The sequence below is a fragment of the Flavobacterium sp. Root420 genome (assembly GCF_001427905.1).
GTDB lineage: Bacteria > Bacteroidota > Bacteroidia > Flavobacteriales > Flavobacteriaceae > Flavobacterium.
Map to the genome: position 1 here is coordinate 75,944 of NZ_LMEF01000012.1, position 14,851 is coordinate 90,794.

The window sequence follows — 14,851 nt, forward strand, 5'->3', positions numbered from 1 at the left end:
AGCATTTCAAAACTTGAAACAAAGAAAACTTGAAACATAATAAACAAAAGAATATGATTGATATCTCTCAGAAAGAAGTATGGTTTGTAGTAGGAAGCCAGGAATTATACGGTGAAGAAACTTTAAGAAAAGTAGCAGAACATTCTCAAATAATAGCGAAAGGATTAGATGGAGCGTCTAATATTCCGGTAAAAGTGGTTTATAAAGATGTAGTAAAATCACCTGCACAAATATTAGATGTATGCTTAGCGGCAAATTCGGCTAAAAACTGTATCGGAATTATTGCCTGGATGCATACTTTTTCACCAGCAAAAATGTGGATTGGCGGATTGAGTATTTTGAAAAAACCATTGTGCCATTTACACACACAATACAACGCTGAAATTCCGTGGGGAACTATCGATATGGATTTCATGAACCTGAATCAATCGGCACACGGAGATCGTGAGTTTGGTTTTATTATGTCAAGAATGCGCAAAAAACGCAAAGTTGTTGTTGGACATTGGGAAGACGAAAGAGTTCAGAAAAAATTAGGTATCTGGACAAGAGTAGCTTTAGGTTGGGATGAACTTCAAAATTTAAAAGTAGCCCGTATTGGAGACAATATGCGTGAAGTTGCCGTTACAGAAGGAGATAAAGTAGAAGCTCAAATTCGTTTCGGAATGTCAGTTAACGGTTTTGATTCTTCAGATGTTACTAAATATATTGAGAAAGTTACAGACAAAGAATTAAATGATTTATTAGCAGTTTATGAAGCGTCTTATAATTTGACCGATTCTTTAAAAGAAGGCGGAGCGCAAAGAAGTTCATTAGCGGAAGCGGCAAAAATCGAATTAGGTTTAAGAGCTTTCCTTGAAGAAGGAGGTTTTGGAGCTTTTACAGATACGTTTGAAAATTTAGGTGTTTGGAAACAATTGCCTGGAATCGCAACACAAAGATTAATGGCCGATGGTTATGGTTTTGGTGGAGAAGGAGATTGGAAAACAGCTGCAATGGTTCGTGCTTTAAAAGTAATGAACGTTGGTCTTGAAGGAGGAACGTCTTTCATGGAAGATTATACATACCACTTTACGCCTCAAAAATCATATGTTTTAGGATCGCATATGCTGGAAATTTGTCCTTCTATTGCTGATGGAAAACCTTCTTGCGAAGTACACCCTTTAGGAATTGGCGGAAAAGAAGATCCGGCTCGTTTGGTGTTTAATTCACCAGCAGGAGAGGCAATCAATGTTTCTTTGGTAGATATGGGAACTCGTTTCCGTTTGATTGTAAACGAAGTTACAGCAATTAAACCAATGGCTGAATTGCCAAAATTACCGGTTGCGAGAGTTTTATGGGATTGTAAACCAAACCTTGAAATTGCTGCAACGGCCTGGATTTTAGCTGGTGGAGCACATCATACGGTTTACAGCCAGTCGCTAACAACAGAATATATGGAAGATTTTGCTGATATCGCCGGAATTGAATTATTGGTGATTGATGAAAAAACTACCGTAAGAGACTTTAAAGATAAGATCAATGCAAATGAAGCTTATTATCATTTGTTTCAACATGGATTATAATTTCTAGTTACAAAGGTTCAAAGCGACAAAGGTTCAGAGGTTTTAAATTTGTTGTTTAAATTTTTCACATCTTACATTTCACTTTTTACAATACTTAAAAACTATATTTATGAATGTATTAAAACGTTGTATTTTTGGGATAAGCCTTATGAGTTTGGCCGCAATTTCAGTTCAATGCAAAAGCGATAAAAAAATGGATGCTACAACAGTTTCGTCAGACGAAAAAGCTACAGTTACAATTGAGAAATCTTCTTATGGAACAACTGCAAAAGGAGAAAAAGTCGATAGTTATAAATTGAAAAACCAAAATGGGATGGAAGTTGATATCATCACTTTTGGCGGAAGGATTACAGATTTGAAAGTACCTAATAAAGAAGGTGTTTCTGAAAATGTGGTTATCGGATTTAATAATTTGGCTCAATACGAAAAAGCGAATCCATTTTTTGGAGCTTTGATCGGAAGATATGGAAACCGAATTGCTAAAGGAAAATTTACTTTAGATGAAAAAGATTATCAATTGGCTATAAACAATACTCCAAATGCTTTGCACGGTGGACCGCAAGGATATTTTAATGTTGTTTGGAAAGCTGATGAGGCAAAATCTGGAGATACTGCTTCTTTAAAATTATCTTATTTAAGTAAAGATATGGAAGAAGGGTATCCTGGAAACCTAAAGGTTTTTGTGACTTATATCTTGACAAATGATAATCAGTTAGAAGTATTGTACGAAGCGACTACAGATAAGAAAACAGTTGTGAATTTAACGCAGCATTCTTATTTCAATTTATCTGGAGATTTTACTAAAACAATCTTAGATCACGAATTGACTTTAAATGCAGATAAAATTGTTCCGGTTGATGCAACTTTAATTCCAACAGGAAAATTAGAAGATGTTGCCAATACTCCTTTCGATTTCAGAAAACCAAAACTAATTGGAAAAGACATCGCAGTGAAAAACGAACAATTAGAAAGAGGAAAAGGTTACGATCACTGTTGGGTACTGAATAATCCTGAAAAAGGAAAAACAGTTATCGCAAAAGTATACCACGCAGCCAGCGGAAGAGTTATGGAAATGACAACAGACGAACCTGGAATTCAGTTTTATTCTGGAAATTTCCTTGACGGAACTTTACCAATGCCAAACGGCGGTACATTCGCACACAGAACAGGTTTATGTTTAGAGACAGAACATTATCCTGATTCTCCAAATCAGAAAAACTTCCCGACAACGGTTTTAAACCCGGGAGAAAATTATAAAACTAAAACTACTTTTAAATTCTCTGTAAAAAAATAGTTTTGGAATTATGTTAATTAGTTAGTAATTCTCTAAGAAACCTCGAAAGTAATCCTTTCGAGGTTTTTTTATTTTAACCAAGATTTATACAGTTTCATTCTTATATTTGATCTTGATTCTCGAAAAGTTGGTTTTCAGATATGACAGTAGTTTTTAAATAACCAATTAATTATTTGGGTCCTAATCTGTTATAAAACAGAAAATAAATAAACAAGAATGACAACATTTCAAAATAGTTTTAAAAAGGCAGTTTTACTTCTTATTTTTCTGTCTTATCAATATATCAATTCCCAGATAACTTTAACGAATAATATTGGAACAACACTTGTTAAGACGGATATGTATTCTTGTCAGGATGATGAAAGCTGGTCAAGAGTATTCAAATTATCAGATTTTGGTATAAAACCAAATGAACAGTTTATTATTAAATCAGGTCAGATTGGAATTGCTAAATCAGATATTGGTGCAAATTTGTCTTTTGCGGTTTATATTGCCGACGATAGATTTCCTGATCTCTTTAGGACCTATTTTTCAAAACCATTACTAGGATCTCGAGGCCTTAAGCCAACGAAAGTTATTGATGGTAATCCGGAAATTGTGCAAATAGATTTTGATGAACCAATTATTGTTCCGGCTGGAACTCAAAGAATTTTGGTAACTGTAGGCAAGGGAAAAGACTATACTAATTATACAACAGCAGAAGTTCTTGTAGCCGGAACAGCAGAAGATACAGGAGATTCCTGGTATTTAGGTTGTGATAAAACACTTCCTTTTTCTCGCACTACAGATTTAACTATTCCTGTTCCAAATGCAAATTTTTATATAAATGTTACTGGTGAAGTATTTAATACAAAAAGTTTAGGACCAATTACGAGATTATCCCATAACCTCAATGATGAATTAATAGATACTGGTATACATTCTTGCACATCGACATATATTTATTGGGCAAGAGCTTTTAACTTGAAAGACTTTGGTATATCAAATAATGAGGAATTTGTAATTAATTCAGGACAAGTTGGAATTAATAAAACGGGTTGGTTGTCCAAAGTTAGTTTTAATATCTATGAGATAGATGATAATTTCCCTTGTTCTTTTTCTGAAAAAAAACTGATAGGAAGTAGTCAATATCAGGAACTTAGGCCCAGTATTGATGAGAATTCTCAAATTGTACAAGTAGATTTTGATAAACCAATCAAAATTCCGGCTGGTGTAAAAAAAATTCTGGTAGAAGTTCATAAAGGAATTGTTTACGGAGACGCAGTTGCTTTTATCGCCGGTACAACACAAAATGATGATGTATCATGGCAACGAGGCTGTACTGCTCTACCAGGATATCCTGATCTTGGAAGTGGCTATGTTTCGACTGCTGATTTTGGAAAGCCACAAGCTAATTTTTATATCAACGTAACAGGAAATGTAAATCAGGTTAGAAATACTATTTTTGAAATGAACGTTTCGAACATTTGTTCTGAATTTTTAAAAGAATTTAGTGTTAGTGATCAGTCAAAAGTAGCTTCGATTGAATGGAATTTTGGAGATCCGGATTCAGGAGCGAAGAATATTTCTACAGATTTGTCTCCTTTTCATGATTTTTCGGTAGATGAGAAATACACGGTGACTGCCTCGGTTACTGGAAAAGATGGAACACATGAGGTTTTAACAGAAACAATTGAATCCAAAGAGCCACCAAAAGCATATGGAATTAATAATATCTATGCTTGTGAAAATAATTTTAATACAGGATTTTCAGCCTCTTTTGATACTTCAACAGTTACAAAGCAAGTTTTAGGAGGGCAGACTGAAAAAACAGTTACTTTCACAGACAGTAAAGGAAACAAATATGGCACATTGCCAAATCCGTTCACGAATACGGTTAAAGACAGAGAAATAATAACGGTAAGAGTTTCTCATGATGATAATCCTTGCTGTTATTCTGAAACTACTTTCGATTTAATTGTAAACACATTACCACAGTTATCTGTTGATGACTTAAATGTATGTGACAATGATACAGATGGTTTTACTGTATTTAATTTACAACAAGTAAAAGCTTCAATTATAGGAACTGCAACTAATAAAAAGGTCGAATTTTATCACGCAAATGGTGAGCAAATACAATCTTCACTAAATGCCATTACCAATTTAATTACCAACGAAGAAAAAATTACTGTAAAACTAACAAATACAGATACAAATTGCTCTGGCGAAACCACTTTTAAATTAATCGTAAATCCTTTACCAACAGCAAACTCTTTACCAGAACTTTTGGGTTGTGATGATAATAATGACGGAATTTCAGAATATTTTGATACTTCAAATATTGAAGCTGTTGTTTTAGGAAATCAAATAGGAACGAAAGTTTCTTATTTTAATGCCATTGGAGCTCCATTACCAAGTCCCTTGCCTAATCCATACACAAACACGACTGCCAATCAAGAAACAATTATTGTAAGGGTAATTAATAGTTTGACTAATTGTTATGCAGAAACTTCATTAGTTTTAAAAACACGTTCACAACCTAAAATTAATAAACCGGTCAATAAGTATGCTTGCGACGAAGGTAGTGGTTTTGCTACTTTCGATATGTTCAATTTAGAAACCGAAATTATTGGCAATCAATCAGGTCTGAAAATAACGTATTTTGACAGTAATGGAAATCAATTATCAAATCCTTTACCAGCTTTGTTTAAAAACACGCAATCAAAATCCCAAACGATAAAAGTAAAGGTGGAAAGTGAAATAAATAGTCTGTGCAATTCTGAAACAAGTTTTGACCTAATAGTCAATGAACGGCCAAGCGTAAAGATAAATAAAACTTATTTCTTATGTAATTTGGAGTCTTCATTACAGATAGGCGTTGATAATAATTTAGATAGCTATAGTTGGAAATTTCAGGAAAGTGAAATTTCAAATACTAATGAAGCTACTTTAATAAACGCCGGAAAGTATACACTTGTAGTTGGAAAAATTCAAAACAACATTTATTGCGAAAATAATTTTGAATTCGAATTAATACGATCTGTACTTCCAACAATCAAAGAAGTAAAATATAAGGAATTGTCAGAAAATAATTTTATTGAAATTATAGCAGAAGGCAATGGTGATTTTGAATATTCAATTGATGGAATAAATTATCAGGATGGTAATTATTTTTATGATGTTCAAGGAGGAAACTATATTACATATGTTCGAGATAAAGAAGGCTGCGGTAATGATTCGAAAGCAGTTACTGTGATTGATTACCCTAAATTTTTTACCCCAAATAATGATGGTTATAATGACTTTTGGCAAATAAGTGTTATAAAAAATTTTCCAAATGCTAAAGTGTCGATATTTGACAGGTATGGTAGATTATTGAGTGAACTATCTTCAAATAATTCTGGATGGGATGGTTTTTATAACGGAAAGATAATGCCATCTGACGATTATTGGTTTAAAGCTAATTTTAGTAATAATGTTGTATTTTCTGGGCATTTTGCATTAAAAAGATAAGATATAAAAATGGCAATCAAACATCTATTCAAATCGGAATTAATTTGGGCTTCAAATAAAAATCAAGAAGGAATAATTTCAAGATATAATAAAAGCCATAAAATTGTTATCGAAGGGAAACCGATTTTAAATGTTTCGGCAGCCAAAGCTTTCAAAGGCGATCCGGAATTATACAATCCGGAAGATTTATTGCTGAGCAGTTTGATTTCTTGTCATATGATGTCCTATTTATATGTATGCGCTCAAAACGGCATAGAAGTTTTAGAATATTTAGATCATGCAGAAGCAACACTAGAAGTTACTGCGGATGGAAGCGGACGTTTTGTTGAGGTACTATTAAAGCCTAAAGTGAAAATTTCAAATTCGGATAAAATTGAATTGGCGTTAGAACTTCATAAGAAAGCCAATCAACTTTGTTTTATCGCTAACTCTTGCAATTTTCCTGTTTTGCATGAAGCGAGTTGTGAGGTTTAAATTTTAATATAGCCCACGGTTTCAACCGTGGGAACACAAAACATTGTCTCGATCCGTATCCCAAAGTTGAAACGATGGTCTGTAATCAAATCCAAATGTTATAAAACCAAAAAAACCTCTTCGAAAGAAGAGGTTTTTGTACCCGGAGCCGGAGTCGAACCGGCACGGTTTCCCACAGGTGTTTGAGACCAGCGCGTCTACCAATTCCGCCATCCGGGCTTAGCAGACGAAAAAACAACTAATAAATCAGTTATTTTAACGCAATAGAATAAGTAATTATGAGGTCATAACTGTGCTTATTCCTTTAACACGGTGCAAATGTAAAAAATTAAATTAAATGTTCTACTAAAAATACTTAAATTTTTCCTTTCAGTGTCCAATAAATTTTCTAAATTTGCACCTCGTTAAAACGACGCACACACAACTAACTACACCCGAGGCATTTATACACGTTTTGTTTTACCGAAAATGGTAAAGCCGAATTGTACGGAGCGCAGCGGAGCAAAAACAACAAATTATAATGTCGCACCTAGAACCAGAAGCTAAAATTTTTGCTTGTTCACAAAGTGTTTATCTTGCAGAAAAAATTGCCGATCATTACGGAATTCCGCTAGGCAAAGTAACGATGTCAACGTATAGTGATGGAGAATTTCAACCATCCTACGAAGAGTCAATAAGAGGTTTACGCGTTTTTATCGTGTGTTCCACTTTTCCAACTGCTGATAATTTGATGGAATTGTTACTAATGATTGATGCAGCAAAACGTGCATCTGCAAGACATATTACAGCTGTTATGCCTTATTTTGGTTGGGCAAGACAGGATAGAAAAGACAAACCAAGAGTTCCGATTGGAGCAAAATTAGTAGCTAATTTATTAGATGCTGCCGGAGCGACAAGAGTAATGACAATGGATTTGCACGCAGATCAAATTCAGGGGTTTTTCGAAAAACCAGTAGATCATTTATTTGCATCTACAATCTTTTTACCATATGTAGAAAGTTTAAAATTAGAGAATCTAACAATTGCATCTCCAGATATGGGAGGTTCAAAAAGAGCATATGCTTACTCTAAGTTTTTAGAATCAGATGTAGTAATCTGTTACAAACAAAGAAAAGCAGCCAACGTTATCGACACTATGGAGCTAATTGGTGAAGTAAAAGGTCGTAACGTAATATTAGTAGACGACATGATCGATACTGGAGGTACATTAGCGAAAGCGGCAGATTTAATGATCGAAAAAGGAGCATTAAGTGTTAGAGCAATTTGTACACATGCCATTTTATCAGGTGGAGCTTACGAAAAAATTGAAAATTCGAAATTAAGCGAATTAATAGTTACCGATTCAATCCCGTTAAAGAGAGAATCAAAAAAAATCAGAGTAGTGAGTTGTGCACCTCTTTTTGCTGAAGTTATGCACATGGTGCACCACAACAATTCCATTAGTGGAAAATTTATAATGTAAAAAGCAGTAAGCTTTAAGCCTTAGGCTGTAAGCTTTATTACTTAGTGCAGAAAAAGCCTAAAGCTTATTGCTTAAAGCTTATAGCAAATAGAATATTTATTAATAACTATATTTTTTTTACAATGAAATCGATTACAATTAAAGGATCAGAAAGAGAAAGCGTGGGCAAAGTGTCAACTAAAGCCTTACGTAATGCTGGACAGGTTCCTTGCGTATTATACGGAGGAAATCAGGCAGTACACTTCTCAGCAGACGCTGCAGCGTTCAAAAACTTGGTTTACACTCCAAACGCACACACAGTTGTGATTGAGCTTGGAAAAGGAAAATCATTCAATGCAATTTTACAAGATATCCAGGTTCACCCTGTGTCTGACAAAATTTTACACATTGACTTCTTTCAATTATTTGATGACAAAGAAATCACTATGGAAGTTCCAGTAAAAATCGTTGGTACATCTAAAGGTGTTCTTGCAGGTGGTGTTTTACGTTTAAACACTCGTAAATTAAAAGTTAAAGCTTTACCTAAAGATCTTCCTGATTTTGTTGAAGCTGACATTACTCCACTTGAAATGGGTAACAAATTGTACGTTACTAAAGTTGGTTCACCAGAATACAAAGTGATGCACCCTGAAAACACAGTTGTTGCACAAGTAAGAATTTCTCGTGCTGCTATGAAAGCTGCTCAAGAAGCTGCAAAAGCTGCAAAAGCTCCTGCAAAAGGAAAGAAAAAATAATTTTTTTCAAATCAATACAAAAAGCATCAATCGAAAGATTGGTGCTTTTTTTTTGAGGTTCTAAGTTGCTAAGGTTCTGAGGTTCTGAGAAAAGGTCCAAAGGTTCAGAGGGACAAAGTTGCAAAGGTTCTTTCCGCGTGCCATTCTTCGGGTACTTTGCGTAAAACCATCGCGCGCTTGCGGTTAAGGACAATACAAATCAATTATCTAATTGCCACATTTCCTAATTATCTAATTTTTCAGAAGCAGAAGCTCAAGGTTTTTCAAGATGTGACTTTCCTGCCATCCGCTATATCTTTTCCTTGCTAAAGGAGCAAGAAAAAGGATGCCGCTGCTGTCAGGGCTAGCAAGAATGATTCATTTTTTATAAGTTGAGCTACTAAGTTGCTAAGGCGCTAAGAAAAATCAGTTTAATCCGTGTCATCCGCGTTCCACTAATAGCGCACCTTGCGTAAGCCTTTGCGTACCTTGCGGTTAAGGACATTACAGAGCAAATTATCTAATTATCTAATTGCCACATTTTCTAATTACCAACATTAACCCTATTTTTACATCATGATAAAATGGATAACAAAACTGTTTTCATCAACACAAAAAAAAGAGAACATAGACAATATGAAACCGGAGGTTCACGAACACCCAAAAAACAATATAAAAAGCGTGAGTAAAAAATATTTAATCGTAGGACTTGGTAATATTGGAGCCGAATACGTAAATACAAGACATAACATAGGTTTTAAAGTCCTTGACTTTTTTGCCAAAAAAGAAAGCCTTTCATTCGAAACGGTAAAACTCGGTGCACTTGCCGAATATAAATTTAAAGGAAGAAGTTTTTTTCTGCTTAAGCCAAATACTTACATGAATCTAAGTGGTAAAGCCGTAAAATACTGGATGGACAAAGAAAATATTCCATTAGAAAATATTCTCGTAATTACAGATGATTTAAACTTATCATTTGGAACCATCAGAATCAAACCAAAAGGCAGCGATGGTGGCCATAACGGACTTAAAAATATCAATCTCGTTTTAAACACGCAGCAATATACCCGTTTCAGATTTGGGATTAGCGATCAGTTTAAAAAGGGACAGCAAGTTGACTATGTTTTAGGCGATTGGGATGAAGAAGAAAAAGCAAAATTAACGGAGCGTTTAGAAGTATCTTCAGAAATTATTAAATCATTCGGAACTGCCGGATTAGAAAATACAATGACCACTTTTAACGGAAAATAAAGATTTACAACTATTTAGAGGTTAAAAAAACAATTTATCAGTTAATTAAATTCAATTATAACGAAATAGTATTTTCTATTCCAAAGTTAAATGTTTAAATTTGGATAAATTATTATAAACCATAAAAATCATAATATCATGGCTTTTGAACTACCACAATTACCTTATGCATATGACGCATTAGAACCACATATTGATGCACGTACAATGGAAATTCACCATTCTAAACATCATAATGCTTATACTACAAATTTGAATGCAGCTATCGCTGGTACAGATTTGGAAGGAAAAACAATCGAAAACATCTTAATCAACTTAGATAAATCAAACGCTGCAGTTCGTAACAATGGTGGAGGTTTCTACAACCACAATTTATTCTGGACTGTAATGACTCCAAATGGTGGCGGATTACCAACAGGTGATTTATTAGCTGCAATTGAGTCTTCTTTTGGAACTTTTGAAGAATTTAAAGCAAAATTTGCTAAAGCTGGTGCTACACAATTCGGTTCAGGATGGGCTTGGTTATGTGTGCAAAAAGGTGGAAAATTAGACGTTTGCGGAACTCCAAACCAGGATAATCCATTAATGCCGGAAGTTGGTTGCGGTGGAACTCCAATCTTAGGAATGGATGTTTGGGAACACGCCTACTATTTAAACTACCAAAACAGAAGACCAGATTATATCGAAGCTTTTTTCAATGTAATTAACTGGACAGAAGTAGCTAGAAGATATGCTTTAGACAAATAGTCTAAGAGAGCATAGAATAAAGAGTAAAGAAAAAAGACGGATGGCTTGATGGCTATCCGTCTTTTTTGTTGCTATAGTTTTAATTATGGCAACAATCTTTCTTCTATTTTCTTTCCTCTCTATAATACAAAATAAAAAAGGCGGAATCTCTTCCGCCTTTTTTGCCCCAAATCTACCATAAACTTAACCTACTAATGTTATGGTTCGGTAAATGTATGTTAGTTGTATTTATATAAAAAACTTTCTAGACGAATGGCAAATATATCCGATTAAGTGTGTTAAAATTATAAAAGACTATATTTCAGTTTATTCCAATAAAAAAGGCGGAATCTCTTCCGCCTTTTTTGCCCCAAATCTACCATAAACTTAACCTACTAATGTTATGGTTCAGTAAATGTATGGTAGTTATATTTATATAAAAAACTTTCTAGACGAATGGTAAATATATCCGATTAAGTGTGTTAAATTTTCAAAGCACTATATTTCAGTTTATTCCAATAAAAAAGGTGGAATTGCTTCCACCCTTTTTGCCCCAAATCTACCATAAACTTAACCTACTAATGTTATGGTATCCCAAAAGTAATTTAGCATTTCGGTTTTGCCAAACATATAGGATGAACGGCAAAAAAAACCGATGAAATGCATATTTTAACCTTTTGTTAATACTTTTTAGTATGCTCTTGCGTCTTTTCCTTCGTAAAAATTCATAAATGCACGGTTCACTACACGATTTCCTCCAGGGGTAGGATAATCTCCTGTAAAGTACCAGTCCCCCAGGTTTTTAGGGCACGCAATATGTAAATCTTCTACTTTTTGGAAAATTATTTTTACTTCAGCGTTAATTTCAGGTGAACTTAACATTTCTGCAATTTTATCCGAAATTTCTTCCGGAGTAAATTGATCATAGATTGCCGTTACATAATTTACAACATCGGTATCAACATAGTTTTCCTGAGCCTTACATTTAGCATAAACTTCGTCTACGATATGATATAAATTTCTTTCTTTCAATAAAGCCAAAGCAGCTCTAAAAGCTACAAGGCCTTCTAGTTTTGCCATGTCAATTCCGTAACAGTCAGGGTAGCGAATTTGCGGTGCCGAAGAAACAATTACGATACGTTTTGGTTTCAAACGGTCCATCATTTTAATAATACTCATTTTAAGAGTCGTACCACGAACAATACTATCATCAATAATAACCAAATTATCAGTTGGTTTAATAACTCCGTAAGTTACATCATAAACGTGGGCAACTAAATCGTCACGGCTGCTGTCTTCTGTAATAAAGGTTCTAAGCTTAGCATCTTTAATAGCCACTTTCTCGGTACGGATTTTTACTGCCAATAACTCCTGAAGCGTTTCAGCTGTAAGCGTATTTCTGTTTTCTAAGATATAATTGTTTTTTCTCTGATTTAAAAAATCCTGGGCAGCTTCAACTAAACCATAAAAGGATGTTTCGGCCGTATTTGGGATATAAGAGAAAACAGTATTATCGGTATCGCTGTCAATTGATTTAAGAACAGCAGGTAAAATTAGTTTTCCTAAATTTTTACGTTCCTGATAAATTTCAGCGTCACTTCCTCTTGAAAAATAAATTCTTTCAAAAGAACATGCTTTTTTAACGGTTGGTTCCAGGATTTGTTCCATCGAAACTTTTCCACTTTTCTTAATAATCAAAGCATTTCCCGGATCAATTTCCTGAACGCTTTCAAAAGGTACATTAAATACAGTTTGAATAACAGGTCTTTCAGAAGCTACAACAACTACTTCGTCATCCTGATAAAAATAAGCTGGACGAATTCCGGCAGGATCTCTAAATACAAAAGCATCACCATGACCTAATAATCCGGCCATTGCATAACCTCCATCTAAATTTTTTGCTGAGCGGGCTAATATTTTTGCAATATCCAGTCGGTCTGCAATTACAGGAGAAGCTTCTCTTTTAGAATAACCTTCTTGTTTACAGTCCTGATAAAGTTGCATTACTTCCTTGTCTAAGAAGTGGCCAATTTTTTCCATAACCGTTACGGTATCCGCCATTTCTTTTGGATGCTGTCCAAGTTCTACCAGATTTTGGAAAAGTTCTTTAACATTTGTCATATTGAAGTTTCCGGCCAAAATCAAATTACGATGCATCCAGTTACTCTGACGTAAAAATGGGTGTACACTTTCGATACTGTTTTTTCCGAAAGTTCCGTAACGAACGTGTCCTAAAAATAGTTCTCCTATATAAGGTATGTTTGCTTTTTGTTTGGCAACATCATTTGCGTATTCAGGATGATTCGTCATTTCCTCATTAATACGCTCATTAATTTGTTTGAAAACGTCCTGAATAGGCTGTGCATGATTTGAACGAACTCTGCTGATATAACGCTCACCAGGTTCAACATCAAATTTAATGCTTGCAAAACCAGCGCCATCCTGACCGCGGTTGTGCTGCTTCTCCATCATCAAATACATTTTTTGTATTCCGTAAAAAGCAGTTCCGTATTTTTCTTTGTAATATTCAAGCGGTTTAAGAAGTCTAACTAAGGCTATACCACATTCGTGTTTTAAAGCGTCGCTCATTGTGTTTTGTATTTTGTGTTGTTGTAAGTTGTGTGTATTAACGTAATAAAAAAAGCCCCGTATTATCGAGGCTTTCGGGCATTATATTTCTATGTCAAACTGAGTTAACGACTTAAATTGCTGTAATCGAATCGCTACTTCTGCTTTGCTTAATGTTTCCATCCTTTCAGTTCCAAATTTCTCCACACAAAATGAAGCTAAATTCGAACCGTAAATGATTGCGTTTTTCATATTGCCAAACGAAATATTTTCGCTTTGTGCAATGAATCCGGAAAATCCACCTGCAAAAGTGTCTCCGGCTCCTGTTGGATCAAAAACATCTTCTAATGGTAAAGCCGGTGCAAAGAATACTTCTCTGTTGTGGAATAAAAGTGCACCGTGTTCTCCTTTTTTGATCACCACGTATTTTGGTCCCAATTCCTGGATTTTGTTTGCTGCTTTTACTAATGAATATTCTCCTGAAAGTTGTCTTGCTTCTTCATCATTAATAGTAATAACGTCTACACGTTTAATTACGTCCAATAATTCAGGAAGAGCGCAGTCCATCCAAAAGTTCATAGTGTCTAAAACTACTAATTTTGGTTTTTTCTCCATTTGATCCAAAACACTGCTTTGTACTAACGGATGTAAGTTTCCTAACATCACAACATCAGCATCTTTATAGTTTTGAGGAACTTTCGGCTGAAAATCTGCCAAAACGTTTAGTTCAGTTACAAGAGTATCTCTTGAGTTTAAATCATTGTGGTATAAACCGCTCCAGAAAAAGGTTTTTCCGCCTTTTACAATTTCGATACCAGAGATATCAATATTTCTTGACGTTAAAAGATCTAAATGTTCTTGAGGAAAATCGTCGCCAACTACAGAAACGATGGCCGATTGCAAGTTGAAAAATGATGCTGATAAACCAATGTATGTTGCAGCACCACCTAATATTTTATCTGTTTTTCCGAAAGGAGTTTCAATCGCGTCGAAAGCAACCGTTCCAACAATCAATAATTTATTCATTTTATGAATTTCGAATTAGGGTGCAAAGATACTTCATAAGTTACAATATTGCAACGGTTTAGGTTCTCAAAATTTTCATAAAAAAACAATATCGTTTGCTGGGCTAAAACTATTGTAAATGAGAGTATTATATTTGAATCTTTTAAAGGATTAAAATATGTTTTTTGGATTTAAGATGCAAGGCTTATTTTGGAAAAATAGGTCAAAATTTTTATAAGTTTTATAAAAAAAGAAGATTTTCTTCTTCCGATTAAAACACGAAGAATTTTTTGCGTATGAT

10 protein-coding genes and 1 tRNA gene are annotated in these 14,851 nt (G+C 34.4%); 8 read left to right on the top strand and 3 right to left on the bottom strand.

Annotated elements, in window-relative coordinates; all coding sequences use genetic code 11:
- Positions 1 to 53 precede the first annotated feature (53 nt).
- The 4 genes from araA (at position 54) to ASC72_RS08060 (ending at position 6,825) form a co-directional block, all read left to right on the top strand.
- Positions 54 to 1,562 (top strand): L-arabinose isomerase, encoded by a 1,509-nt coding sequence (gene araA / locus ASC72_RS08045; protein WP_056189488.1) that lies wholly within the window; start codon positions 54 to 56, stop codon positions 1,560 to 1,562.
- Between the two features lie 109 nt (positions 1,563 to 1,671).
- Positions 1,672 to 2,856, top strand: a complete 1,185-nt coding sequence (locus tag ASC72_RS08050; RefSeq protein ID WP_056189490.1) for an aldose epimerase family protein — start codon at positions 1,672 to 1,674, stop codon at positions 2,854 to 2,856.
- Between the two features lie 216 nt (positions 2,857 to 3,072).
- Complete coding sequence (locus ASC72_RS08055; RefSeq protein ID WP_056189492.1) at positions 3,073 to 6,351, top strand: T9SS type B sorting domain-containing protein; 3,279 nt, start codon at positions 3,073 to 3,075, stop codon at positions 6,349 to 6,351.
- Positions 6,352 to 6,360: 9 nt separating this feature from the next.
- On the top strand, positions 6,361 to 6,825 hold the full coding sequence (locus tag ASC72_RS08060; protein ID WP_056189495.1) for an OsmC family protein: 465 nt from the start codon (positions 6,361 to 6,363) through the stop codon (positions 6,823 to 6,825).
- A 139-nt stretch (positions 6,826 to 6,964) separates the two neighbouring features.
- Here the strand turns inward: ASC72_RS08060 and ASC72_RS08065 are convergent.
- Positions 6,965 to 7,044, bottom strand: a tRNA-Leu gene (locus ASC72_RS08065).
- A gap of 301 nt (positions 7,045 to 7,345) precedes the next feature.
- On the opposite strand from ASC72_RS08065, the gene ASC72_RS08070 reads away from it, so the two are divergent.
- The 4 genes from ASC72_RS08070 to ASC72_RS08085 all read left to right on the top strand — a co-directional run bounded on the left by ASC72_RS08070 (position 7,346) and on the right by ASC72_RS08085 (position 10,998).
- On the top strand, positions 7,346 to 8,287 hold the full coding sequence (locus ASC72_RS08070) for a ribose-phosphate pyrophosphokinase (protein WP_056189498.1): 942 nt from the start codon (positions 7,346 to 7,348) through the stop codon (positions 8,285 to 8,287).
- 122 nt (positions 8,288 to 8,409) lie between these two features.
- Positions 8,410 to 9,021 carry a 50S ribosomal protein L25/general stress protein Ctc gene (locus ASC72_RS08075; protein ID WP_056189501.1) on the top strand — a complete coding sequence of 204 codons (612 nt, stop codon included), beginning with the start codon at positions 8,410 to 8,412 and terminating at the stop codon, positions 9,019 to 9,021.
- Between the two features lie 555 nt (positions 9,022 to 9,576).
- On the top strand, positions 9,577 to 10,251 hold the full coding sequence (gene pth, locus ASC72_RS08080) for an aminoacyl-tRNA hydrolase (RefSeq protein ID WP_056189504.1): 675 nt from the start codon (positions 9,577 to 9,579) through the stop codon (positions 10,249 to 10,251).
- Positions 10,252 to 10,389: 138 nt separating this feature from the next.
- Positions 10,390 to 10,998: a superoxide dismutase gene (locus ASC72_RS08085; RefSeq protein WP_056189506.1), complete on the top strand. Its 609-nt coding sequence runs from the start codon at positions 10,390 to 10,392 to the stop codon at positions 10,996 to 10,998.
- A 669-nt stretch (positions 10,999 to 11,667) separates the two neighbouring features.
- Here the strand turns inward: ASC72_RS08085 and ASC72_RS08090 are convergent.
- Positions 11,668 to 13,566: an amidophosphoribosyltransferase gene (locus tag ASC72_RS08090; protein WP_056189509.1), complete on the bottom strand. Its 1,899-nt coding sequence runs from the start codon at positions 13,564 to 13,566 to the stop codon at positions 11,668 to 11,670.
- A gap of 81 nt (positions 13,567 to 13,647) precedes the next feature.
- Positions 13,648 to 14,571 (bottom strand): PfkB family carbohydrate kinase, encoded by a 924-nt coding sequence (locus tag ASC72_RS08095; RefSeq protein ID WP_055097600.1) that lies wholly within the window; start codon positions 14,569 to 14,571, stop codon positions 13,648 to 13,650.
- Positions 14,572 to 14,851: the final 280 nt, after the last annotated feature.

Coding starts and splice junctions, on each gene's coding strand:
- araA (WP_056189488.1), top strand. CDS start 54: ATGATTGATATCTCTCAGAAAGAAGTATGGTTTGTAGTAGGAAGCCAG.
- ASC72_RS08050 (WP_056189490.1), top strand. CDS start 1,672: ATGAATGTATTAAAACGTTGTATTTTTGGGATAAGCCTTATGAGTTTG.
- ASC72_RS08055 (WP_056189492.1), top strand. CDS start 3,073: ATGACAACATTTCAAAATAGTTTTAAAAAGGCAGTTTTACTTCTTATT.
- ASC72_RS08060 (WP_056189495.1), top strand. CDS start 6,361: ATGGCAATCAAACATCTATTCAAATCGGAATTAATTTGGGCTTCAAAT.
- ASC72_RS08070 (WP_056189498.1), top strand. CDS start 7,346: ATGTCGCACCTAGAACCAGAAGCTAAAATTTTTGCTTGTTCACAAAGT.
- ASC72_RS08075 (WP_056189501.1), top strand. CDS start 8,410: ATGAAATCGATTACAATTAAAGGATCAGAAAGAGAAAGCGTGGGCAAA.
- pth (WP_056189504.1), top strand. CDS start 9,577: ATGATAAAATGGATAACAAAACTGTTTTCATCAACACAAAAAAAAGAG.
- ASC72_RS08085 (WP_056189506.1), top strand. CDS start 10,390: ATGGCTTTTGAACTACCACAATTACCTTATGCATATGACGCATTAGAA.
- ASC72_RS08090 (WP_056189509.1), bottom strand. CDS start 13,566: ATGAGCGACGCTTTAAAACACGAATGTGGTATAGCCTTAGTTAGACTT.
- ASC72_RS08095 (WP_055097600.1), bottom strand. CDS start 14,571: ATGAATAAATTATTGATTGTTGGAACGGTTGCTTTCGACGCGATTGAA.